We start from the raw sequence: 21,650 nt of genomic DNA on the forward strand, positions 1-21,650 counted from the left end.
GGGTGGCGTGTGTCGGACGTGAATGCAAGGATCAGACGGTCCGGCGTAGAAGAACCCGGCGGAAGGAGCCACCCGTGGCAGACAGGCATCCGGCGGACGGCCATGACGTCATCCGCGTCGAGGGGGCACGCGAGAACAACCTCAAGAGCGTCAGCGTCAGCATCCCGAAACGGCGTCTCACGGTCTTCACCGGCGTCTCGGGGTCGGGCAAGAGCTCTCTCGTCTTCGACACGATCGCCGCGGAGTCCCGACGCATGATCGACGAGACCTACAGCGCCTTCGTGCAGGGGTTCATGCCATCGGTGCCGCGACCGGATGTCGACGTGCTCGAGGGCCTCACGACTGCGATCCTCGTCGATCAGGAACGCCTCGGCGCCAATCCGCGGTCAACGGTGGGAACCGTCACGGACGCGAATGCGATGCTGCGCATCCTGTTCTCGCGGTTCGGCGCACCGTACATCGGTGGCCCGACGGCTTTCTCGTTCAATATCCCGACTCAACGCGCGAGCGGTGTGATGACGGGGCCGGGCGGCGAGAAGAAGATCGTGAAGGATGCCGTCTATCTGGGCGGTATGTGCCCCCGCTGCGAGGGCAGGGGAGCGGTGTCAGATCTGGACCTGACACAGGTCGTCGACGAATCGAAGTCGCTGTCGGACGGCGCCATCCTGGTGCCCGGCTACACCGCCGACGGGTGGATGGTGAAGCAGTTCGCCGGCTCGGGCTTCTACCCGGCCGACAAGCCGATCGCCTCGTTCACCGAGAAGCAGCGCCACCTGTTCCTGTACGGCGAGGTGACCAAGGTCAAGATCAACGACATCAACATCACCTACGAGGGATTGATCCCCAAGATCAGCAAGTCGATGCTGTCCAAGGACATCGACGCCCTGCAGCCGCATATCCGCGCATTCGTCGAGCGCGCCGCGACGTTCGCCACATGCCCCGAATGCGACGGAACCCGTCTGACGGAGGGGGCGCGGTCGTCGAAGATCGATGGCGTCAGCATCGCCGATGCCTGTCGGATGCAGGTGACCGACCTGGCCACCTGGGTCCGCGGGCTGGAACTCCCCGGTGCCGGTCCGCTGCTGGACGCGCTGCGGGCGAATCTCGATTCCTTCGTGACACTGGGACTCGGGTATCTGAGCCTGGAGCGCCCGTCGGGCACGCTGAGTGGGGGAGAGGCCCAGCGCATCAAGCTGCTTCGGCACCTGGGATCATCCCTCACCGACGTCACCTACGTCTTCGATGAGCCGACGATCGGGTTGCATCCGCATGACATTCAGCAGATGAATGCCCTGCTGCTGCAGCTGCGTGACAAGGGGAACACCGTTCTGGTCGTCGAGCACAAGCCAGAGACCATCGCGATCGGCGACCATGTCGTCGATCTCGGCCCCGGAGCCGGTAGCGCGGGAGGCGAGATCGACTTCGAGGGTTCGGTCGGGGACCTCGCCGCCAGCGACACGGTCACCGGCCGACATCTGAAGGATCGCGCACGTCTCAAGGACGGCGTGCGCACACGTACCGGGGTCATCGAGGTACGCGGTGCCAACGCGAACAATCTGAAGAACGTCGATGTGGACGTCCCGACCGGGGTGCTCACGGTGATCACGGGTGTCGCCGGCTCAGGCAAGAGTTCACTCGTGCACGGCTCCATTTCGCCGCGTCCGGACGTCGTCTCGATCGATCAGACGGCGATCAAGGGCTCGCGCCGCAGCAACCCCGCCACGTACACCGGAATGCTCGATCCGATCCGCAAGGCATTCGCGAAGGCGAACGGCGTCAAGCCTGCGTTGTTCAGTGCGAACAGCGAAGGCGCGTGCCCCACGTGCAAGGGCGCCGGCGTGATCGTGACAGAGCTCGGGTTCATGGACACCATCGAGACGCCCTGTGAGGATTGTGGCGGCAAGCGTTTCCAGGCGGCGGTGCTCGACTACCGGCTGGGTGGACTTGATATCACGCAGGTGCTCGATCTGCCCGTGGCCGAGGCGCACGCGTTCTTCTCGGCACACGAGACCAGGATCCCCGCGGCCGTGAAGATCCTCAGCCGTATGGAGGACGTCGGGCTCGGCTACCTTACGCTCGGCCAGCCGCTCTCCACCCTCTCGGGTGGTGAGCGGCAGCGCCTGAAGCTCGCCATCCAGATGGGTGAGGCGGCAGAGACATACGTGCTCGACGAGCCGACCACCGGCTTGCACCTCGCCGACGTCGACAACCTGCTGGCGCTGCTCGACCGGCTCGTTGATTCCGGAAAGACAGTCATCGTGATCGAGCACCACCAGGCGGTGATGGCGCACGCCGACTGGATCATCGACATGGGCCCGGGGGCAGGACACGACGGCGGTCGCGTAGTGTTCGAGGGCACCCCGGCCGATCTCGTGGCGGAGCGGTCGACGCTGACAGGGCAGCACCTCGCCGACTACGTCGGGGCGTGACTCGATGCCGATGCAGGAGGACATTGATGCCCGCATCCAGTCCTACTACACGAGTGTGTTCGATGAGCATGCGCGTCTGACGACGCGTTCGGCGCAGGGTCCGCTGGAGTACGTGCGGACACAAGAGCTCATTCGGGAGCATGTCTCGGCGGGCAAGATGATCGACATCGGTGGCGGCGCGGGAGTCCACGCACGCGCGCTGGCGGATGCCGGCTACGTCGTCGAAGTTCTCGATCCGGTTTCGCGCCACGTCGAGCAAGCCCGCGCGCTTGGCCTCAACGCGCGGGTGGGAGACGCCAGAGAGCTCCCGTTCTGCGCTGGGTCCTTCGATGCGGCCCTGCTGCTCGGCCCTCTGTATCACCTGGTCGCCTATGCAGATCGAATCCTTGCGTTGCGTGAAGCAGCGCGCGTTGTCGCTCCTGGCGGATTCGTCTTCGCCGCTGGCTTGTCGCGATACATCGCGTTTGGTCAGGCCACACTGGGCCGCGACGCCCCTGAGCCGTATCCGGGGGAGTGGGTCTCCCTCGCGGCCCAGGGAAAACCCGCTGATGGTATGCGTTTCCCCGCCGGGCACTTCCATACCGCCGAGGAGCTGGCATCCGAAGCGACTGCCGCCGGACTCGACGTCATCGAGGTCGTCGGCGTCGAGGGTCCTGCAGGTATCCTGCTCGAATCGATGGTGGATGCGGGGGAGGAGCTCTCTCGGGCAGCGCTGGCGATCGCGCGTGCCGCAGCGGACCGCCCGGGCGTTCGCGATATGAGCGCGCACCTCATCGCTGTCGCTCGGGTCCCTGGTGGATCAGGTGGCTGAGGGGCCGCTCAGCACTGCTCTTCGGACTGCTCGGTCATGATCCAGTGCTCCACGCCGGGTTCGAGCACGACAGTGCCGCAACTGCCGCCGGCGTACGTCACGAAGAGTTCCGCGCGCTGCGCTTCTTCAGAGATGGTCTCGATGTCGACCTCCGCGACGTCGCCCGTGGCCGCGTAGGCCTGAGCGGTGACATTCGTCATCTCCGCGCAGTCGGAGACCGGGAATCCACCGGCCTTCATCTCGGCCAGCATCCGCTCGACCAAAGCGTCACTGAGATAGGCGCACGCGACATCAGCATTCGGTTCGCGACTCGCCGCGAGCCAGTCGAGAAAACTCTGCTGCGGGGTGGCGGAGGATGTTGTCGGTGACGGCGTGGGCGACGTCGCCGTCGGCTTCGTGGTTGCGCTGTCGTCTGCAGCAGGCGGGGTCGCCGACGCTGAGCAGCCGGTGAGCGCCAACAGCAGGACTGCCGCTCCGGCTGTGAGTGAACCGGTGAGGCGACGGCGCGTTGTGGTCATCCGATCAGTATCACCAGTTCTCATGAGCGCGTCCACTCACCTACGAGGGCACGCTCGGCCACGAGGTCGTCGCCGTGTTCGCCGGGAGGCTCGATCCGGAACCGCCGAAGGACGGCGGCACGCTCACAGAATCCGATGGCACTGTCGTTCCCGTTCTGTGGCGGTCGCTCAGCGATGATGACGTGGAGATCCCGTTGTATCCGGCTGCTGCTCGCGACCTGGTGACCACGGCGATGTCCTAGACGGCAACGACTCCGGTGAACATCCACGTGCTAAAGCCGATAATGCACATTATGTCAGATCGTAAATCCCCTATCTGCGAGAAATGCAGATAGGGGAAGCTTGGCTCATCATTCGTGGACGTGGTGAAAATCAGGGTTGACCTGGCATAACCCCGGAAACTGATGGACACGTGAGGTCGCGTGGCTGTCCGCGCTGCCCACCCGGGGCGTGAACTCGGATACTCCGTTTCACCGGCCATTCTTCTCCCGACTCTTGCAGCATTCGCAGGAATCCTGCATTATTTGCAGACCAAGGGAGGTGGTTTCCGTGGCCAGATCAGGCGGAGTCGTCTCCTTCTTTCCAGCCCCGGACGGCGCGCCAGATCCCGATGATTTCTTGGCGCGAGTGCTTGATGGATGGGGCTCGGCGATGACGGCGCGGGGATTGGGCGGCGGGCATATCAAGACCAGCCGGTCGGTCGTCTTGCAGCTGTGCGATTCCTGCGGGAAGTTCCCCTGGGAGTGGTCGCCTGGCGACGTCGACGAATGGCTGAACCACCTTCGCGGAGTTCGCGGACTCGCGCATTCGACGGTACGCCGTTATCAAGGCGCGATCGAGGGATTCTGCGACTACGCGACGAGCCCAGCGTACGACTGGAGCGAGCACTCGGCGCGGCTGTTCGGGCAGGTTTTCGGTCAGGTGGTCACGGAGTTCAACCGCGTCAGGCACGTTCAAGGGAACGAAACGCGGCCCGAGAAGCGCCCATTCACGCTCCGAGAGTTGCAGCAGCTCTTCGACCTCGCCGACCTCGAGTTCGAACGAGTGCTGGAGTCGGGCCGGAAGGGCGCACTCAGCGTCCTACGTGACGCGGCGGCCTTCAAGATCGCCTACGCATGGGGGCTTCGCGTCAACGAGGTGCGGCATCTCCAGGTGGTGGACTTCTCCCCCAACGCTCGAGCACCCTACTTCGGCGACTACGGCAATCTGCACGTTCGATTTGGCAAATCGAAGGCCGGCCGCGCCTTCAAGCCGCGGAATGTACTGACCGTGTTCGAGTGGTCGGCCGAGGTCGTCGATGACTGGATTCACCTCGGCCTGCCGCGCTACGGCGAGCCACTCACCGACCTGTTCCCAACCGGAACCGGCGGCATCGTGGCGGGCAAGAAGCTCTGGGCGCGGTTGGACGTATATCTCGACGAGCTCGGCTTCCCACCCGGGCTCGACTTCCACTCGCTTCGGCGCGCGTATGCCACCAACCTGCTGACCGTGTACGGGTTCGATCTCAAGTTCGTGCAGTTTCAGCTCGGTCACGAGCACGCGGCAACAACGTCGATCTACACACTGCCGGCCGCGGATTTCCAGGTCAGCGAGCTCGCCCGCGTGCATGCGGCAACGCTGAAGCAGAGCGGGGCAACGAAGGCTCGCCTGAATCGCCGACTGAGACTCCCTCCCCTGCCGCCGCCCCGCCCGAAGCCGAAACCGAACCGAGGTAGATCATGAGACGCGAGATCGAGTACCAGTGGCGAGTGCGTGAACTCATGGCCCGCCAGCGCATGAAGAGCAGCACCGACCTCGTCGAGCCACTCCGCGAACGCGGCATCACGCTGTCTGCGTCCCAGATCTATCGGCTGGTGGCCCAAGACCCGGAGCGCATCGCCTTCAAAGTCCTCGTGGCGCTGTGCGACATCCTCCATTGCGAAGTCAGCGACTTGGTCACGTTCACCGCGACCGACGCGCGCACCGCACGTCGCAGAACCGCAGCAAGCGGCGGCTCCGACATCCCTGACCTTCGCAACTACCGCCCGGTCCGCGCCCGCGTGATCGACGAAGACGATGGCTAGACCACGCACACACGGGAAAGCCCGGGCCGCCACGGTCGCATCACTTGAGCCGCCCAAGCAACAAGGTAGGCCGAGATCGTCGGGATCGAAGAAGTGCGACCGCTGCGGCCGGATGGCCGCAAAGATCCGCGTGCACTGGCCAGACGGAGCCATCTGCGGCATCTGCTTCACCGAAGCGCTTCACACACACGGACGCTGCCCGAGCTGCGGCGATAGACGACTGCTACCCGGGCGGGACGCCGATGGCGAGGCCATCTGCCGAGATTGCGCCGGCATCACCCGCCCGGAGATGGTGTGCATCCGATGCGGCGCCGAAGCGGAACGCTTCCGGGGTGGCGCCTGCGCCCGCTGCGTCGTCACGGGCGACCTCGAGGCGCTGCTCAAGCCCACCAACCCGCCAGACCTCCGGCTGGCGCGGCTGGTGCACGTGCTTGCCAACGTGCGCCGACCAGAGAGCATATACACGTGGATGCGCGGCAAGCGCGCACACGAACTCCTCACCCAGATCGGTGAGCGCAGCATCGAGCTGACCAATGAGTCACTCGACCAGCTGCCCCGCTCCCCCGCGGTGGATCATCTGCGGGACATCCTCATCCACCACCGGATGATCATCGCTCCGGAAGACCGGTACCTGGCAATCTTCGAACGCTGGCTTGCCAAGCGCCTCGACGAACTTCACGATCGACCTCGAATCGCGTCCGTCATCGAACAGTACGCTACCTGGCATCACCTCAGCCGGCTGAGAATGCGAATCGGGGCTGCGAACATGGACATCGCGGCACGAGATGCGCGCCAACAGATCACCGAGGCCGGCAGATTCCTGATTTGGGTAGAAGACGCCAAGCACCTCACCGTCGAGACCTTCACGCAGATCCACATCGACGAGTACCTCACCGATGCCGTGAGCACACGGTATGAGATCAAGAACTTCATCTCGTGGTACGCCAAGAACCGAAGCGGGCAACGGCAGCTGTACGTTCCGAAGCGGAAGGCCGTGCTCCCGCTCCCGTCCCTGACGCAGAAGCATCGACTGCAGGTAATCCGGAACGCGATCGAGTTCGACCAGGTTGCCCTCGGAACGCGAGTGGCGGCCCTCATACACCTTCTGTGGGCGACGCCGTTGACGAGACTGGTGCAGCTCAAAGTGACCTGCATCGAGCTTCGACCAGACGGGATGCGCATCGCACTGGGCCGCACTCCGAGCGAGATCCCGGAGCTCCTGGCACCGTTGTTCTGGCAGCATCGGGAGGATCGCACGAATCAGCAGACGACCAACGTCGGGACAGATTGGCTGTTCCCCGGCTACCGCGCAGGTCGCCACCTTTCCGTGCCAACGCTTCAGCAGCGCTTCCATGTCATTGGCTTGGACCCGCAACGTACGCGAAACACCACCCTGAAGAGCCTCACCGGCCAGATCGACGTTCACTCCCTCGCTCAGACTCTCGGGTATGCGCCGAAGACGCTCGCTGCCCATGCCGAACGCGCAGGCATCTACATGAGCAGATATGTCGAAGCCAAACGCATCGCCCGTACCCCGGCTGTCCGCTAGGGACGGGCGAACGGCGCTCATAGATGCCGCACGCCTCGATCGCTCGCCCGACACCCGGCCATGCCTTGTATCCACGTGGTGACACAAGTTGTGATAGACATATGACACAACACGTCGAAACGGAGTCTCCATCGTGCAGAGCAGTATTCGCTCGATCCCGCCTACCGAACTTCTTGTCGCCGCCTTCACCGTGCCCTTGTTCTCTTTGGTGATCGCGGCGCTTCTCGTCGCGGGCGCACTCCTCGCGCTGCGACTGCGGGGCGAGTCTCGTCGTACTGTCCAACACTCCGAAGCTGCGACGCGTTCGGTCGCAGCGCGGTACTTGCCTGAGCATCGAGCACTTAGCATCGGAGCGATTGCTGTCATCGTCGTGTTCGCGATCGAGAACGTGGTCCGGGGCTACGTCCTGAACCTCGCCGATATCGTCGAGTGGTGGCAATACGCCACCCCAGTGTTCGCAGCGTTCCTCTGCCTTGCCGTCGTGCTGGGGCTCATCGTGTTCAGGGGAACCACACCACCCGAACGTCCGGTCGTCCCCGCAACACGACGCACTTGGATGAGCTTCGGCCCCCGCGCGGGCCTCGTTGGCGCGGGCGTCGCTCTGCTCGCCCTGCTGGCAACGACCATCGCTGCCGGGTTGGCATCTTCGGCGGATGAGCGCGGCCGCTTCATCTATCTCGAGATCCCCGTGCCCAACGAACAGATCGACGCTATCCGCCCCTGGTTCTACGGGTGGGCGTACGGAGTCCCGGTCATCATCTGCCTCGCGGCACTCATCGCGGTGGCTTGGGCAACGCTGCAGAGCAACGCGACACGCCCCTTCCTCCGGCCGGAGACCGTCGGCGCCGAGCAAACCGCGCGTGTGGAGGTCGCGAGTGGAGCCGTGTGGATCGCCACCGCGGGCATGCTCCTCGCACTCGCAGGCGCGTGGCGGTTCATCGCCCGAGCGGGCTCGCTCTCACAGCTGACCGTCCAGGGCGAAGGACGAAGCGATTCGTACGAAGCCGTCTGGCGGTATGCAGAGTTCGCGGTCGCGGCCGGCTGGCTCGCTCCCGTCCTCGAGATCACCGCATTCGCCCTGCTGATCTTCGTCGCGAGCCGCCTGCGTCGGACGCGCGCTCTTTCCCGGTCGGTCGAGCTCACCGACCGAACGCTCGCTCCGCAGGACGTGCGATGACCGCTCAGCCGATCCTGTCGCCGACGGACGACTCGAGCCCAGCGCTCGACATCTACCGCCAGTTCCGTGGCCTCATCGTCTCAGGTCAACTCGGCGCCGGCGAGCGACTGCCGACCGTACGCCAGACCGCAACCGACCTCGGCGTAGCGCCAGGCACCGCGGCGAAGGCATACAAGCTGCTTGAGCGAGACGGACTCGTCACCACCCGCACCGCCGCCGGCACCCGCGTTGCCGACTCGGCGGCAGTTCTCCCCCGATCCGTCATACGGCGTATTCGCGACCTCGTCGCCGAGGCAGAATCCACCGGCGCTCAGTCCGACGATGTCATCGATGTGCTGCGTACCGTCTGGCAAGCAGCTTCGGGCGCAGCCGCCGAGCAGGAAGACGGTTACCCCGCAGCCCACTGAGCGCGCGAGAGCACGTGTGACCGTTGCCGCCTCCGACTGGACCATACGAAGGGAACGCCGCCATGGACGCAGCACCTATCGACCCGGCCGCCATCGCATTGCCCCCCACCCAACCGATCGACATCACGACCTACCTGCCGAATCCTCATGACGAGCCGACCGGCTAGCGATGAAGGGCTTCGCGAGCGTCACACATCTGCTCGCGAGAGCGCCACAATGACCGCCCGGGCGCGTCGGAAGCTCGGACGCAATCGCGACCAAGATCGAGATCCGTGTTAAGGACGGCGCCCCTCTGGACATGTCCTATATGAAGGCACTCGACGAAGGGTAATCGATGGATTGGTTCGATGAGGCGGTGGGGCAGGCTGCACCACCGGCGTTGGGCGCTGACCCAGCAGCGGCGGCGCAGGCGGATGCCCTTGCAAGATCCGTCGCATCGGTGCTGCGTCAGCGTCGGCTCGGATCCAGAGTCCGCCGGATCCTCACTGGCTCCGCGCTCAGCCTCGGCATCATCGGCTTGGGCGTTACCGCTGCGACCGCCGCACCTGCCGTGATCGATTGGTTCGGCTGGACGCCGGATATCGTCGCCCAACGCAGCTTCCAGCTTGAAGACGGGACGAGCCTTGGGCTCTGTGAAGTGTTCATCGGCGTGGAGCCCTACTACGACAACGACGACGTGCCCGACGAGGAGATCGACCGGCGCACAGAGGAGGCGCGGAAATTCCTCACCGAGCATGACTGGGACCCACTCATCGCATCCATCACCACCGCCGAGATCGAAGCAGCGTACGAACTCGAAGTCGAAAGGCGCGTCGCGTTTACCGACCCCGCGAGTATCGCATCCGGCGCGACTCCGCCGCCCGCGACGTATTCGATTGCGGCGACACGGGTGATTGCCGACCGCGTCAATGCCGAGTTTCGACGGGCGGGCCACCTGATCGACAGTGTCTCGTTGCAGTTCGGGGCTGGGCCGTGCGATGGCGCGACCGAAGGTCCGACGCAGTGATGCGGCGTCGAAGCCGCTCGACGCGCGAAGCACACCTCGAGCACGTGTACGTGGCCAACGCGGCGGACCTGCTGAGCTACTTCGGCCGCCGTGCGCAGGTTCCGGCCGATGCCGCAGATTTGCTCAGCGAGACGTTCGTGGTGGCCTGGCGGCGAGGCGATCGAATGCCGGTTGAGCCCGAGCAGGCGCGGATGTGGCTGTTCGGCGTCGCGAGGCGGGTCCTCGCCAACGCCGCCCGCGGAGCCGCCCGCCAGTCCGACCTCACTGACAAGCTGCGCGCACATCTCGAGGCGCTCCCGAGCGAGCATGTCGGCGCTGAATCCCTCGACATCCGCACCGCGCTCGACGCCATACCTGACAACCAATCCGAACTCGTACGCCTCGTCCTGTGGGATGGATTCACGCTTCCCGAAGCAGCGACCATCGTCGGGATCAGCGAGTCGACCGCGCGCGGACGCTACCAGAGGGCACGGATCCAACTCCGCGAGCTCCTCCACGAACACCAATTCGAAGGGAACACGCCATGACCGCAGCACCCATCGACCCGGCCGCGATTGCACTGCCTCCGACCGTGCCGATCGACATCACGGCCTATCTTCCAGATCCGCGCGACGAGGCAAGTGGCTAGCAAGGGATCCCTCGGTGCGGCTGGGTGGGGCGCTCGTGGAAGACCCCCAGAACGGGGAGCTGATGTGGCTACAGTTGGCTCATGGGAGACGAAGACGACTCCACCCCGCCGGCCGAGCAGGTCGCGAACAAACCCGAGCCGCCCTACCAGGCGCTCCTGCCGAATCTCGACAAACTCAGTCGTTCGTCATTCGACAAGGGCACCGTCAGCCGGCGGAGAATCAACCGTGCGCTGCTTGTGCTCGCGCTCATGCCGGTCGTAGTGCTTGCGGTCATCTTCGTGCCGCAGCTCATCAACGGCTGAGCCCCCGAGCGCGTCGCTCGGGATCGCCTACCGGTGACCACACGCAGCACGGATTCGTGGGCAGAGGCTCGTCAGTCGAGGCGCCTGTCCGCAATCCGGTCGATTCGGGGAAAGTTGGGTAAGAGAATTCACCATCAGCGTTGATGCGCCTCTCCCCGCGCATGCGTGGCGGGTGCACCCCGGTCACATCAGGCATGCCGCCTCGAGCTTCTTCGATGGCCTCCCGACAGGTGCGGCCGAACTCGACCATGTGCTCGTTATGCGCGACGTCCCGGTCGTCTGGAGCGCTGAGCGCCACGCGGATCACTGGCGGCGATAGCGCGTCCTGAGCACGAGGTTCGGGTCCGACACGGCGTCATCCCCCGTATCGATGACGACCTGGCTGATCGACCCGGAGAAGACGCCACGCTCGACACCGTAGTCGCGCACGACCGGGTCGAGGCTGTCGAGTCCCACGTCGAGTCCCTCATCAAACGAGAACAGTCCCGGCACGGTGCGTTCGATTCGCCCGGAGGCCACGCGGTCGTCATCGTAGAACAACGACGCGGTGCCGCCCTTGCCGACTCCGCCACCGTCGTAGGCGAACTCAAGGCGGATGTCGTGCTCCCCCGGCGTCAGCACTCGATCCGCACGTACGGAATGAGTCTCCAAGCCGACGAAGTTGTGCGCGTAGGTGAGACGGCCCTCGGCGAAGTACAGGCTCCAGCCGCCGAATCCTCCGCCCTGCGCGATCAGAGCGCCACGCGCCGTCACACCCTCGTCCACCTGAACGCGTGCCGTCACCGAGAACGACCTGTTCTTGACGTTCAGCACGGTGTTCTCGTTCAGGCGCGACATGCCGGGCCGCAGCACCTGTCGCGTGCGGCCGCCCATCAGATCGGGCCGACCCGCGATCGTCGGATCGAAGCGCTCCCGTTCGCGGTCGTCGATGGGCAACACGTTGTACTTGGCCCCCTCGATGAGGAACCGGTCCTGCATCTCTCGCAGCTTCTCAGGCATCTCGCTGGCGAGATCATGCGCCTGTGTCCAGTCATCGGGACCGTACAGCTCCCAGGCATCGTCCGTGAGCGCGGGGATCTGGTCGTCAGGATCCGGCCACGGCAGCAGGTGCTGCGTCACCGCCGTCCACCCCTGGTGATAGATACCACGGTTTCCCGCGATCTCGAAGTACTGCGTGATGTGGCGCTCAGCGGCGCCTGCATCCTCAAGCGCGTACTTGAAGCTCGTGCCCTCGACCGGACGTTGCTGTACACCATTGACACTCACGGGTTCGGGAATTCCCGCGTACTCGAGCACGGTCGGAACGATATCGATGAGATGGGTGAACTGGTGGCGGCACTCCCCCGCAGGCACCTTGCCCGGATAGCGCACGATGATACCGGTCCGGGTTCCTCCCCAATGCGAAGCGACGATCTTGCTCCACTGGTAGGGCGTGTTCAGCGCCTGCGCCCATCCAGAAGGAACGTGGTTGAATGACGCCGGCGTCCCGACCTCATCGAGATGAGGCTCGATGTCCGCCGTGGTCATCAGCACGTTGTTCTGATAGGCCATCTCATTGAACGTCCCGTACGCGCCAGCCTCCGCAGAAGCCCCGTTGTCGCCGAGAATGTAGAAGATCAGCGTGTCATCCAGAACGCCCTGCTCTTCCAGAGAGTCCATCAGGCGAGCGACCTGATCATCCATGTGCCGGGCCATGGCGGCATATGCTTCGAAAAGTCGGGCACCCACCCGCTGGTCGGCAGGCGTGAGCTCATCCCACGAGGGGATCTTCGCGTTCGGTGAAGTGAGCTCGGCATCGGCGGGAATGACCCCGAGCTGCTTCTGGCGAGCGAAGATACGAGCCCGCTCTTCGTCGTAGCCGTGGTCGAAAGCGCCGCGCACCGCGTCCAGGTAGCTCTGCGGGGCGTGATGCGGCGCGTGCGTCGCACCGAAGGCGAGGTAGGTGAACCACGGTTTGTCGGGCGTGAGGGATGTCAGGTTCCCGATCCAGTCGATGGCTTGATCGACCAGGTCCTCCGAGAGGTGGTAACCCTCCTCGTAGGTGCGCGGCGGCTCGATCGGCTTCGTTCCGTCGACGAGAGCGGGAGTGTACTGGTGCGTGTCTCCGCCGATGAAGCCGTAGAAGCGCTCGAACCCCTCCCCTGTCGGCCAACGATCGAACGGACCGGACGGGCTCGTCTCCCAGGGCGGTGTCTGATGATGCTTGCCGAACATACCGGTGGAGTAGCCGTTGAGTTTGAGAACCTGTGCCAGCGTCGCGCAGTCATCCGGACGCACGCCGGTGTAGCCGGGGAACGAGGTCGCGACTTCAGCGAGCGCTCCCATCTCGGCGGAGTGGTGGTTGCGCCCCGTCATCAGCGCTTGACGTGATGGCGAGCACAGCGCCGTCGTGTGGAAACGGGTCAGTTTGACGCCGTCGGCGGCGATCCGTTCGGCCGCGGGCATCTGACACGGGCCACCAAACGCGCTGCTGCCGCCGAACCCCATGTCGTCGACGAGGATGATCAGCACGTTCGGAGCGCCTGCCGGCGGCCGCAGCGGTGCTGCAGGATGCGGCGGAACGGCATCCCGGGCATCCACCGGGGTGTCTGCCCCAACTCGCGGCCGCTGGATCGGGAGGTGGTGTCGTCCGAACGCTGTCTCCGATGCCATGATTGACACCCTTCTCTTCATCTGCAGACCGCAACAGTCGCACAGTACCGCCTTGCCGGCTCGACACGCCAGGAGCGTGTAGACATCCCCCTGTCACAATGGGACTATGACCAGCCCGGTACCCGTCGATCTCTCCACGTACCCGCGCCGAGAGCATTTCGCCCACTACCGCGATGTGGTGCCATGCACCTACTCCATGACGGCCGAAATCGAAGTGACGCGATTCGTGACAGCGATCAAGGCCACTTCGCGTCGGAGCTATATCTCCCAGATCTGGGCGCTCGCCTCAATCGTGAATGCTCACGACGAGTTCCGGATGACCGTCACCGACTCCGGCGCCCTCGCCGTATGGCCGTCCCTCGACCCGTCGTTCACGATCTTCCACCCCGCTCAGGAGACATTCTCCAGTGTCTGGGTGCCGTTCGACGAGGACTTCGGGGCGTTCCACGAAGCAGCGGCGCGCACCATCGAGGACTATGCCGACGCGACCGCGCTCTTTCCCCAAGGACCGCCACCGGGGAACATGTTCAACGTCTCAAGCCTGCCGTGGACGAGCTTCACGGGCTTCACCCTTCACATCGACGGAGGTTCGAAGCACCTCGCCCCGATCTTCACGCTCGGCCGCTACGTCGAACGCGACGGGTGCACCCTGCTGCCAATCACAGCACAGGTGCACCACGCGGTCGCGGACGGGTTCCACACGTCGCGGCTTCTCAACGAGTTGCAGGAGATGTTCGCCGAGCCCTCGTGGCTCGGCGACTGACACCCGTCAGGCCGTCGTCAGGTCGCGACGTCGGTACCCGACGACGCCGATCCCGATAAGTGCGACCGTCGCGGCCGTGAGCACCGCCACGGCGGACCACGATAGATCCTGAGCGGGGTACTGACCGACGTGTCGGAATACCGAGGTCGACAACAGCGCTTCGTCGAGCTGCAGCATGTCGCCGAACAGGCTCAGTGCCGTCCCCCACCCGAACACGGCCCAGGTGAGGCCGACGAGCCGCGGGGCGAACCCGTAGAGCGCGACGGCGAGTCCCAGCAGAGCCCACACGGAAGCGACCTGTGCGATCTGTCCAACGAGCACGTCACCGAGCAGACCCCACTCATCCGTTACGAGTGCGGCACCGATGCCGTTGCCCACCCCTGCCAGCGCGAGCAGCCAGACCGAGCCGAGCGCGGTGACGATGGTCCACGACAGCAGCCATCCGGCGCGTGACACCGAGGCGGCGAGTACCGGCTCCGTACGGACCGACTGTTCCTCGCCGACCAAGGCCTGCACCGAGAGGATGGCGAACACGGCCACCATGAACGCGAAGTAGACGCTCATGAAGCCCAGATAGCCCTCGATGATCCCCTCAGTCCCTCCGAAGATGATCATGATCTCGTCGGGCAGGCCGGCCGCATTCTCGACCATGGGCTCGGCGAACGTGCCGAAGGTGATGCCGCCGAGCAGGATCGCCACCGACCACCACACCAGCGCAGAGCGCTGTAGGCGGAAGGCCAGGGACAAGGGTCCGCGCAGCCAGCCCGGAGCGCGACCCGAGCCGAGCCGGTCCGGAAGGATGCCCGCGGCGAGATCGCGGCGAGACTGTAGCGCCACGGCGGTCGTCGTGCACAGTGCCGCGAACCCGAGCGACAGCAGGAGAGGCCACCACCGGTCAAGAGTCAGCGGTGCCGTCTGCTGCGACCAGCCGAGAGGTGAGAGCCACGAGAGCCAGCCGAGGTCGCCGCCCTGCGCGTGGGACATGTCCCCCAGTCCGCGAATGACGAACGCTGCTCCGAGCACCGCTCCGGCCATGCCGGAGGCGGCCCGTGAGAACGCCGACAACTGCACGGTGACAGCCGTCACGCTCGCGAACACGAGACCGACGGCGCCGACACTGCAGGCGAACAACAACGAATACCCGAATGCTTCCGGCTCCAACGGGGAGAAGTGGAAGGCGAGTGCCATCAGCACGGTCATGACGACGTTCATCAGCGCTACGAGGATCAGCGCGGCCGCGAGCTGCGCGTGTCGACCGACGACGTTGGCACGTACGAGCTCGGCTCGTCCTGCTTGTTCCTCGGCTCTGGTGTGCCGTGAGACGGTGAGGATGCTCATCAGCGCTGCGCCGAGCATCAGATAGACGCCGTAGATCCCCACCACGATCCTGCCGACTGTGATCTCGTCGAAACCGTAGCCGGGGCCACCGATGAGCGCGATGACCGGGTTCCGCGCCAGCGCGGCGAAGCCCTGCACTGCCGTCTCATCGAGAATGAGGCCGATCGCGTTCGCGAAGTACGCCATCATCAGCGTCAAACCGAGCACCCACGATGTGAAGCGCACACGGTCGCGGCGCAGCATGAAGAGCAGAAGCCTGCCCGTCCCGGTGAGCGTGCCGCCGGATCCGGATGCCACGTGCGCCCGCGTCGGTGCGTCCAGCACAGCGGTCATGATGCGCTCCTGCTGAGCTCGTCACCGTAGTGGCGCAGCAGCAACTGCTCCAGCGTCGGCGGTGCGGCGGTCAACGTCTGCACACCGAGCGCGGAGAGCTCGCGCATGATCTCGGGGAGGTGTTGGGTGTCGGCATCGAAGCGAAGCTGGCTGCCGTCCCGCAGGTAGTTGTGGATGCCCTCCCGCGCCTCCAAGCCAGCCGGTGCGGTCGTCGTCAGCGCTGTCACCGACGTCCGCCCGAGGTGCCGCAACTCGCCGAGTGTTCCCGACTCCACGATCTTGCCGCTGCGTACGATCGAGATCCGATCCGCGAGCACCTCGACCTGCGCGAGGATGTGGCTGGAGAGCAGCACCGTGCGTCCGGCCTCCTTGGCCTCTCGAATGCACTCCTGGAAGACCGCCTCCATGAGCGGGTCAAGACCGGCGGTCGGCTCGTCGAGGAGCAGCAGTTCGACGTTCGAGGCCAGCGCCGAGATCAGCGCGACCTTCTGCCGATTCCCCTTGGAGTAGGTGCGTCCCTTCTTTCGCGGGTCGAGATCGAAGCGCTCGATCAGCTCGTCGCGCTTCTTCTCGTCGATCCGGCCGCGCAGGCGCGCGAACAGGTCGATGGCCTCACCGCCGGTGAGATTCGGCCAGAGCTCCACGTCGCCGGGAACATAGGCCAGACGTCGGTGCAGGGTGACGGCGTCGGTCCAGGGATCACCGCCGAGTACGCGTACGGTTCCGGAGTCGTGCCGGAGGATGCCGAGGAGCACGCGGATGGTGGTCGACTTGCCCGCGCCGTTGGGGCCGAGGAAGCCGTGCACCTCCCCCGGTGCCACGTCGAGAGTCAGTCCATCAAGAGCGCGCACGGCGCCGAAGGACTTGGTGAGGTTCGAGATGCTGATGGCGGATGCCGCCGAATCGGTCTGCTGGTTCATTATCGTTCTCCATCGAGGTCTGGTGGGCAGTTCACGGGACCTGTTCTGCAGGAGGATCGTGCTGGCTGCCCGGCGTGGCTCGGGGCCCCGGGGGCTCGTGCTGCGCAGGAACCGACTCGATGAATCCGTGCTGATAGAGATCGAAGAGGTAGGGCGCGATGCGTGTCATCGTGCCCTGAACGCCGTCCGTGCCGAGAAGCTGGCGCATCTTCGATTCAAGAATCAACGGCGCCAATGCCAGCGCGGCGATCGTCGCCGCTTGCGCACGCCGGTCATCGAACTTGCGAAGCACGTAGCCCTCGATTCCTTCATCGATGAAGGTCTCGACGGTCTCGACGTAGTGAGTAAAGAACCGTTGGCCGGGCTCCGAGGGATCCAGCATCGATGTGAGCAGATACTCGGCTTGGGTGCGCATCACAGGGTCGCCGAAAAGCTCTCCCACGACCAGCGGCACCTTGTGGGCATTCTCACGCTTGCGCGCAGTCAAAGCCTCGAACACATGGTCGTCGCACTGCGCGCGTAGCGCTTCCTTAGATCCGAAGTGGTGGATGACCAGCCCCGGCGACACCTCAGCCGCTGAGGCGATGGCGCGAATCGTCGTCTTGGTGAATCCCTGAGCGGCGAACGCACTGATCGCGGCATCGCGAATGCGCGCGGCCGTCTCGGGAGCCGTGTGCGGTGCTCGCTGTGGTGAACGCATGTTTAATATTGAACACACGTTTAATACGCGTGTCAAGCGATGCACGCCAGGAATCGAGATGCCTTTCGCTCCGTCGGCACGCACGCGACGATGGAGACCCGTTCGGTTCCGCAGGCGACCGCCGGAGAGGACAATGGCATGACCCAGTACCTGATCTCATTCCCCAGCTGCGCGATGAACGTATCCGCTGAGGAGCTCCCCAGCGTGACCGCCGCGGCGCATGCGGTCGTCCGCGAGGCGAAGGCTGCCGGCGTCTGGGTCTTCGGCGGTGGCATCGACGAGTCGGTCAAGCCCCTCCGGATCGATGGGGATGGCAATGCCAAACCGGGCACGTACCCGCAGACCGCGCGGATCGAGGGCGGATACTCCGTGCTCGAACTGCCCTCGGCAGAGGCCGCCGTCGAATGGGCGGCGAAGATCGCTCGCGCCTGCTGCTGCGCGCAGAAGGTGCGCGCGTTCCCGTACGACCCGGAGAGCTGATCGCGACATCCACGCGAACCCCGTCGCAGTAGCCTGGACCTGTGACCACCGCTCCCCTGCTCCGTTCGACACCGGGCTGGCGGGCATGGCTCGTGTGGGGCGTCGCTGTTGCCGCGTACATCCTCGCGATCACCAACCGCAGCTCACTCAGCGCCGTCGGAGTCGATGCCGCCGAGCGGTTCCAGGCGGATGCCGCCACGCTGTCTCTCTTCGCGGTCGTACAGCTGGCCGTGTACGGCGGCATGCAGTTGCCCGTCGGGGTGCTGCTGGACCGATACGGCTCACGCCCGATCATGGTCATCGGCATGTTGCTGATGGCGCTGGGACAGTTCGTCATGGCGATCTCGCCCAGCATCGGCATCGCCCTGGTCGCCCGCGTGCTGCTGGGCGCCGGCGACGCCGCGATCTTCCCCGCCGTGCTGCGGCTGGTCGCGACCTGGTTCCCCGCGCAGCGCGGACCGGTGATGGTCCAGATGACGGGGCTCGTCGGGCAGACCGGGCAGCTGGCGGCCCTGCTTCCGCTCGCGGCGCTGCTGCACGCCACGACGTGGACGATCACCTTCGGCAGCGTCGCCGGCCTGGGTCTGCTGTTCGCGATCCTGGTGTGGGCGATCGTGCGCAATCACCCACCCGAGCAGCCGGCGGATCTCAGTGTGAACACCGAGACGGGCGCGGTGCGCGTGGTCACGTCGGCGATCGACACCGGAGTCGGCATCCGCGCCGCGTGGGCGCACCCCGGCACGCGATTGGCATTCTGGTCGCACTTCACGACGCCGTTCGCCTCGACCGCGTTTCTGCTGCTGTGGGGCATGCCCTACCTCACCGCCGGTGAGGGGCTCAGCGCGGCAGCCGCCGCTGCTCTGCTGTCGCTCAATGTCGTGGTCGCCATGACGCTGAGCCCCATCCTCGGCATCCTTTCGCGACGCATTCCCACGCGTCGCTCACTCGCGCTCGTACTCCCGAGCATCGGCATCCAGGTGGTCGCCTGGGTCACCGTCGCGTTCTGGCCGGGGCCCGCACCGATGTGGCTCCTCACCGTGCTCGTGGTCTGCCTGGCCGCCGGTGGACCGGCATCCATGATCGCGTTCGACCACGCTCGCACGCACAACCCGGCTCACCGCTTGAGCACCGCGACCGGCGTCACCAACTCGGGCGGATTCCTCGCCGCGCTCACCGCGATCTTCCTGATCGGGCTCACCCTCGACCTGCAGGGCGCGGGTACGCCCGACACCTACACGCTGGAGGCGTTCCGCTGGGCGTTCCTGACCCAGCTACCGCTGTGGGCGATCGGCGTCGCGTTCATCATCCACGAGCGCAAGAGCACCCGCATCCGCATGGGACTCGATCCCGAGCGCAAACGGCACCGCTGACGCCCCGCGCGATCAGCGTCCGCGCGGGGTCCATCCCACCGGTCGCACTCCCCCGCGCCCGCCGCGTTCGAGGTCGGCGCGCGCCGACCACCCCTGCGCGGCATCAACGCCGTCGAACCCGCCTCGCGCCAGACGCATGCCGACATCGTCGTGATGCATGCGCGGGGCACCACCACGACGGACGGATGCCCGGACGCTCCATGCATCGTCGGCGAAGCCGCCCCCTCGGAACACCCGATAGTCGTCGTAGCGTTCGGGGTCGAGCAGGTCCCAGCACCACTCCCACACATTGCCCAGCGTGTCGAACAGCCCGTTCAGGTTGGGCAGTCTCAGACCGACATCCTGCGGAGTAGAGACCCCATCGCGCACAGTCCAGGCGACGTCGGCCAGCGGTCCATAGTGCGGACCCGCCGAACCGGCACGACACGCGTACTCCCACTCGGCTTCGGTGGGCAGGCGGTAGCCGTCACTGTCAATGTGCCAGGTGACTTCCTCGCCATCGAATGTGTACGCGGGGTCGAGCCCCTCCCATTCGGATGCCGCATTGCAGAACCGCACCGCGCGCAGCCAGCTCAGATCCCGCGCGGGGCGTCTCGGGTGCACAGCCGGCACCCCCAGCACCTCGGCGAACTGTTCTTCTGTGACTGCGAAGACACCGATCTCGAAGGGTTCCAGATCGACGGCTCGATGCTCGTCACGCCGAGCATCGTGCAGTGTCACCCGACCGGCGAGGAGCTGCCGCATGTGCCAGAGGTCCATGGCTCAGCCGCTCACCGGAACGGGGCCGGTACGCGCCTCAGTGTCGCGCCGGGGTGGTTCGCCCCCGTCGAGACGCACCGCGAACACCCGCAGGAAGAACTGGCAGAGCGGCCCCACCAGCAGCGCGAACGCCACCGTGCCGACACCGACGTTGCCGCCGAGCACCCAGCCGATCAGCACGACGGTCACCTCCAGCGCGGTCCGCACGACCCAGATCGGCAGTCCCCATCGGGCGTGCAACCCCGTCATCAGACCGTCGCGGGGCCCGGGCCCGAAGTGCGCCCCGATGTAGAGTCCCGTCGCGGCTGACAGGACGAGCAGACCAATCGCGAAGAAGAGCACCCGCAGCCAGAGCGCTTCTGGGGCGGGGATGAGCAGAAAGCCGACATCGGCTGCCGGCCCCACACCGAGAGCGTTGACGATCGTTCCGAACCCGGGCTTCTGCCCGATCGGGATCCACAGCAGCAGTACCACCGCGCTGACCAGGATCGTCACCATTCCGAACGACAGCGGCACGTGCAGGCTGATGCCCTGAGACAGCACGTCCCATGGCGCCGCGCCCACCGCGCCCTCGACCATGAAGGCGATTCCGATGCCGTACAGGAACACCCCGATGAAGAGTTGGGTCAACCGCCGCGGCATGCGGCGCCCGGTGAAACGACTCACTGCGGCACCCGTTCGACCCAGTCGCCGTACTTCGCAGCGCGCCCGTCACCCGATGACGTGCGCGTCACTCGGCGCTTGATCCACGGGCCGACATACTCGCGGTAGTACGCCCAGCCCGACGGGCCGAGCGGCAACTCGGTGGTCGGCGACCACCACGACTCGTGCGGATCGAGGCCCAGCGCGTCCAGCACCCGCGCGGCGACACGGTGGTGACCGTTCGCGTTCATGTGCAACCGGTCCTGCGACCAGTACCGCGGACGCGACAGTTCCTCATCGGGCCAGTTCCAGGCATGGATGATGTCCGTGCGCCCCTCGATGCGGCGCATGACCGCTTCAGCGAGCACGTCGCCGCGCTTCTGGAACACGTCCCCCATCGGCAGCTGTGCACTGGGATTCGCCCCCGACAGCAGGATCAGCTGCACACCTTGCTCGTCGCAGCGTCGCAGCACGCGTGAGAACGCGTCGGCGATGTGCTCGATATCGGCGTTGGGTCGCATGATGTCGTTTCCCCCGCCGTTGAACGACAGGTGTGTGGGACGCAACGCCAGCGCTCGCTCGAGCTGATCCTCGACGATCTGCCAGACCAGCCGCCCACGGATCGCCAGGTTCGCATACTGCACCGGCTCGCCGGTGGCATCCGCCCAGCCCTGAGCGACGAGGTCGGCCCACCCGCGCACGGTACCGTCGGGAAGCTCATCGCCGACGCCCTCGGTGAACGAGTCGCCGATCGCCACGAAACGCACTGCCGCCATGCTGACAGCCTATTGCCGGGCGGACG

At 65.6% G+C, this 21,650-nt stretch carries 21 protein-coding genes; 13 read left to right on the top strand and 8 right to left on the bottom strand.

The window, feature by feature from the left end:
* Nucleotides 1–74 precede the first annotated feature (74 nt).
* On the top strand, nt 75–2,429 hold the full coding sequence (locus PTQ19_RS07505; RefSeq protein ID WP_274366902.1) for an excinuclease ABC subunit UvrA: 2,355 nt from the start codon (nt 75–77) through the stop codon (nt 2,427–2,429).
* Nucleotides 2,430–2,433: 4 nt separating this feature from the next.
* On the top strand, nt 2,434–3,240 hold the full coding sequence (locus PTQ19_RS07510; RefSeq protein ID WP_274366903.1) for a class I SAM-dependent methyltransferase: 807 nt from the start codon (nt 2,434–2,436) through the stop codon (nt 3,238–3,240).
* An 8-nt stretch (nt 3,241–3,248) separates the two neighbouring features.
* On the opposite strand, the gene PTQ19_RS07515 is transcribed toward PTQ19_RS07510, so the two are convergent.
* Nucleotides 3,249–3,758 carry a hypothetical protein gene (locus tag PTQ19_RS07515; RefSeq protein ID WP_274366904.1) on the bottom strand — a complete coding sequence of 170 codons (510 nt, stop codon included), beginning with the start codon at nt 3,756–3,758 and terminating at the stop codon, nt 3,249–3,251.
* 549 nt (nt 3,759–4,307) lie between these two features.
* Between PTQ19_RS07515 and PTQ19_RS07520 the strand changes: the two genes are divergently transcribed.
* The 8 genes from PTQ19_RS07520 (at nt 4,308) to PTQ19_RS07555 (ending at nt 10,891) form a co-directional block, all read left to right on the top strand.
* Nucleotides 4,308–5,480, top strand: coding sequence for a tyrosine-type recombinase/integrase (locus PTQ19_RS07520; protein WP_274366905.1), 1,173 nt, complete (start codon nt 4,308–4,310; stop codon nt 5,478–5,480).
* Entirely contained in the window at nt 5,477–5,821 is a 345-nt protein-coding gene (locus tag PTQ19_RS07525; RefSeq protein ID WP_274366906.1) for a helix-turn-helix domain-containing protein, read from the top strand. The genes PTQ19_RS07520 and PTQ19_RS07525 overlap by 4 nt, the downstream gene beginning before the upstream one ends.
* Nucleotides 5,814–7,370 (top strand): hypothetical protein, encoded by a 1,557-nt coding sequence (locus tag PTQ19_RS07530; RefSeq protein WP_274366907.1) that lies wholly within the window; start codon nt 5,814–5,816, stop codon nt 7,368–7,370. Before PTQ19_RS07525 ends, PTQ19_RS07530 begins: the two co-directional genes overlap by 8 nt.
* A 322-nt stretch (nt 7,371–7,692) precedes the next feature.
* Nucleotides 7,693–8,547: a hypothetical protein gene (locus tag PTQ19_RS07535; protein WP_274366908.1), complete on the top strand. Its 855-nt coding sequence runs from the start codon at nt 7,693–7,695 to the stop codon at nt 8,545–8,547.
* Nucleotides 8,544–8,954, top strand: coding sequence for a GntR family transcriptional regulator (locus PTQ19_RS07540; protein WP_274366909.1), 411 nt, complete (start codon nt 8,544–8,546; stop codon nt 8,952–8,954). The genes PTQ19_RS07535 and PTQ19_RS07540 overlap by 4 nt, the downstream gene beginning before the upstream one ends.
* A 334-nt stretch (nt 8,955–9,288) precedes the next feature.
* Entirely contained in the window at nt 9,289–9,960 is a 672-nt protein-coding gene (locus tag PTQ19_RS07545) for a hypothetical protein (protein ID WP_274366910.1), read from the top strand.
* Complete coding sequence (locus PTQ19_RS07550) at nt 9,960–10,487, top strand: RNA polymerase sigma factor (protein WP_274366911.1); 528 nt, start codon at nt 9,960–9,962, stop codon at nt 10,485–10,487. The genes PTQ19_RS07545 and PTQ19_RS07550 overlap by 1 nt, the downstream gene beginning before the upstream one ends.
* 182 nt (nt 10,488–10,669) lie before the next feature.
* Entirely contained in the window at nt 10,670–10,891 is a 222-nt protein-coding gene (locus PTQ19_RS07555; RefSeq protein ID WP_274366912.1) for a hypothetical protein, read from the top strand.
* A gap of 303 nt (nt 10,892–11,194) precedes the next feature.
* On the opposite strand, the gene PTQ19_RS07560 is transcribed toward PTQ19_RS07555, so the two are convergent.
* Complete coding sequence (locus PTQ19_RS07560) at nt 11,195–13,543, bottom strand: arylsulfatase (protein ID WP_274366913.1); 2,349 nt, start codon at nt 13,541–13,543, stop codon at nt 11,195–11,197.
* A 106-nt stretch (nt 13,544–13,649) separates the two neighbouring features.
* Between PTQ19_RS07560 and PTQ19_RS07565 the strand changes: the two genes are divergently transcribed.
* Nucleotides 13,650–14,306, top strand: coding sequence for a CatA-like O-acetyltransferase (locus PTQ19_RS07565; protein ID WP_274366914.1), 657 nt, complete (start codon nt 13,650–13,652; stop codon nt 14,304–14,306).
* Between the two features lie 6 nt (nt 14,307–14,312).
* Here PTQ19_RS07565 and PTQ19_RS07570 read toward each other — a convergent pair whose 3' ends face one another.
* The 3 genes from PTQ19_RS07570 to PTQ19_RS07580 are packed head-to-tail and all read right to left on the bottom strand — an operon-like array spanning nt 14,313 to nt 17,681.
* Nucleotides 14,313–15,977 carry an ABC transporter permease gene (locus tag PTQ19_RS07570; protein WP_274366915.1) on the bottom strand — a complete coding sequence of 555 codons (1,665 nt, stop codon included), beginning with the start codon at nt 15,975–15,977 and terminating at the stop codon, nt 14,313–14,315.
* Nucleotides 15,974–16,897, bottom strand: a complete 924-nt coding sequence (locus PTQ19_RS07575) for an ABC transporter ATP-binding protein (protein WP_274366916.1) — start codon at nt 16,895–16,897, stop codon at nt 15,974–15,976. Before PTQ19_RS07575 ends, PTQ19_RS07570 begins: the two co-directional genes overlap by 4 nt.
* A 31-nt stretch (nt 16,898–16,928) precedes the next feature.
* Entirely contained in the window at nt 16,929–17,681 is a 753-nt protein-coding gene (locus PTQ19_RS07580; protein ID WP_274366917.1) for a TetR/AcrR family transcriptional regulator, read from the bottom strand.
* A gap of 54 nt (nt 17,682–17,735) precedes the next feature.
* Here PTQ19_RS07580 and PTQ19_RS07585 point away from each other — a divergent pair, with 54 nt between their 5' ends.
* Together PTQ19_RS07585 and PTQ19_RS07590 are read left to right on the top strand one after the other, a co-directional pair.
* The gene (locus PTQ19_RS07585; RefSeq protein WP_274366918.1) at nt 17,736–18,077 is read left to right on the top strand and encodes a YciI family protein; all 342 of its coding nucleotides are present in this window, start codon (nt 17,736–17,738) and stop codon (nt 18,075–18,077) included.
* Between the two features lie 41 nt (nt 18,078–18,118).
* Nucleotides 18,119–19,447: an MFS transporter gene (locus PTQ19_RS07590; protein WP_274366919.1), complete on the top strand. Its 1,329-nt coding sequence runs from the start codon at nt 18,119–18,121 to the stop codon at nt 19,445–19,447.
* Between the two features lie 12 nt (nt 19,448–19,459).
* Here PTQ19_RS07590 and PTQ19_RS07595 read toward each other — a convergent pair whose 3' ends face one another.
* Genes PTQ19_RS07595 through PTQ19_RS07605 form a run of 3 tightly spaced genes read right to left on the bottom strand, consistent with a single transcriptional unit; the run spans nt 19,460 to nt 21,624 of the window.
* On the bottom strand, nt 19,460–20,206 hold the full coding sequence (locus tag PTQ19_RS07595; protein WP_274366920.1) for a formylglycine-generating enzyme family protein: 747 nt from the start codon (nt 20,204–20,206) through the stop codon (nt 19,460–19,462).
* A gap of 3 nt (nt 20,207–20,209) precedes the next feature.
* A complete protein-coding gene (locus tag PTQ19_RS07600; protein ID WP_206820526.1) occupies nt 20,210–20,872 on the bottom strand; it encodes a YczE/YyaS/YitT family protein in 663 nt (220 codons plus the stop codon).
* The gene (locus PTQ19_RS07605; protein WP_274366921.1) at nt 20,869–21,624 is read right to left on the bottom strand and encodes an SGNH/GDSL hydrolase family protein; all 756 of its coding nucleotides are present in this window, start codon (nt 21,622–21,624) and stop codon (nt 20,869–20,871) included. The genes PTQ19_RS07600 and PTQ19_RS07605 overlap by 4 nt, the downstream gene beginning before the upstream one ends.
* Nucleotides 21,625–21,650: the final 26 nt, after the last annotated feature.

It is taken from the genome of Microbacterium esteraromaticum (assembly GCF_028747645.1).
In the GTDB taxonomy this organism is placed as follows: domain Bacteria; phylum Actinomycetota; class Actinomycetes; order Actinomycetales; family Microbacteriaceae; genus Microbacterium; species Microbacterium esteraromaticum_C.

Bases quoted from the DNA above. Each gene is read 5' to 3' on its own strand.
- PTQ19_RS07550 (WP_274366911.1), top strand. From the start codon at position 9,960: ATGCGGCGTCGAAGCCGCTCGACGCGCGAAGCACACCTCGAGCACGTG.
- PTQ19_RS07565 (WP_274366914.1), top strand. From the start codon at position 13,650: ATGACCAGCCCGGTACCCGTCGATCTCTCCACGTACCCGCGCCGAGAG.
- PTQ19_RS07605 (WP_274366921.1), bottom strand. From the start codon at position 21,624: ATGGCGGCAGTGCGTTTCGTGGCGATCGGCGACTCGTTCACCGAGGGC.
- PTQ19_RS07575 (WP_274366916.1), bottom strand. From the start codon at position 16,897: ATGAACCAGCAGACCGATTCGGCGGCATCCGCCATCAGCATCTCGAAC.
- PTQ19_RS07560 (WP_274366913.1), bottom strand. From the start codon at position 13,543: ATGGCATCGGAGACAGCGTTCGGACGACACCACCTCCCGATCCAGCGG.
- PTQ19_RS07525 (WP_274366906.1), top strand. From the start codon at position 5,477: ATGAGACGCGAGATCGAGTACCAGTGGCGAGTGCGTGAACTCATGGCC.
- PTQ19_RS07555 (WP_274366912.1), top strand. From the start codon at position 10,670: ATGGGAGACGAAGACGACTCCACCCCGCCGGCCGAGCAGGTCGCGAAC.
- PTQ19_RS07515 (WP_274366904.1), bottom strand. From the start codon at position 3,758: ATGACCACAACGCGCCGTCGCCTCACCGGTTCACTCACAGCCGGAGCG.
- PTQ19_RS07540 (WP_274366909.1), top strand. From the start codon at position 8,544: ATGACCGCTCAGCCGATCCTGTCGCCGACGGACGACTCGAGCCCAGCG.
- PTQ19_RS07545 (WP_274366910.1), top strand. From the start codon at position 9,289: ATGGATTGGTTCGATGAGGCGGTGGGGCAGGCTGCACCACCGGCGTTG.
- PTQ19_RS07595 (WP_274366920.1), bottom strand. From the start codon at position 20,206: ATGGACCTCTGGCACATGCGGCAGCTCCTCGCCGGTCGGGTGACACTG.
- PTQ19_RS07510 (WP_274366903.1), top strand. From the start codon at position 2,434: ATGCCGATGCAGGAGGACATTGATGCCCGCATCCAGTCCTACTACACG.
- PTQ19_RS07585 (WP_274366918.1), top strand. From the start codon at position 17,736: ATGACCCAGTACCTGATCTCATTCCCCAGCTGCGCGATGAACGTATCC.
- PTQ19_RS07530 (WP_274366907.1), top strand. From the start codon at position 5,814: ATGGCTAGACCACGCACACACGGGAAAGCCCGGGCCGCCACGGTCGCA.
- PTQ19_RS07570 (WP_274366915.1), bottom strand. From the start codon at position 15,977: ATGACCGCTGTGCTGGACGCACCGACGCGGGCGCACGTGGCATCCGGA.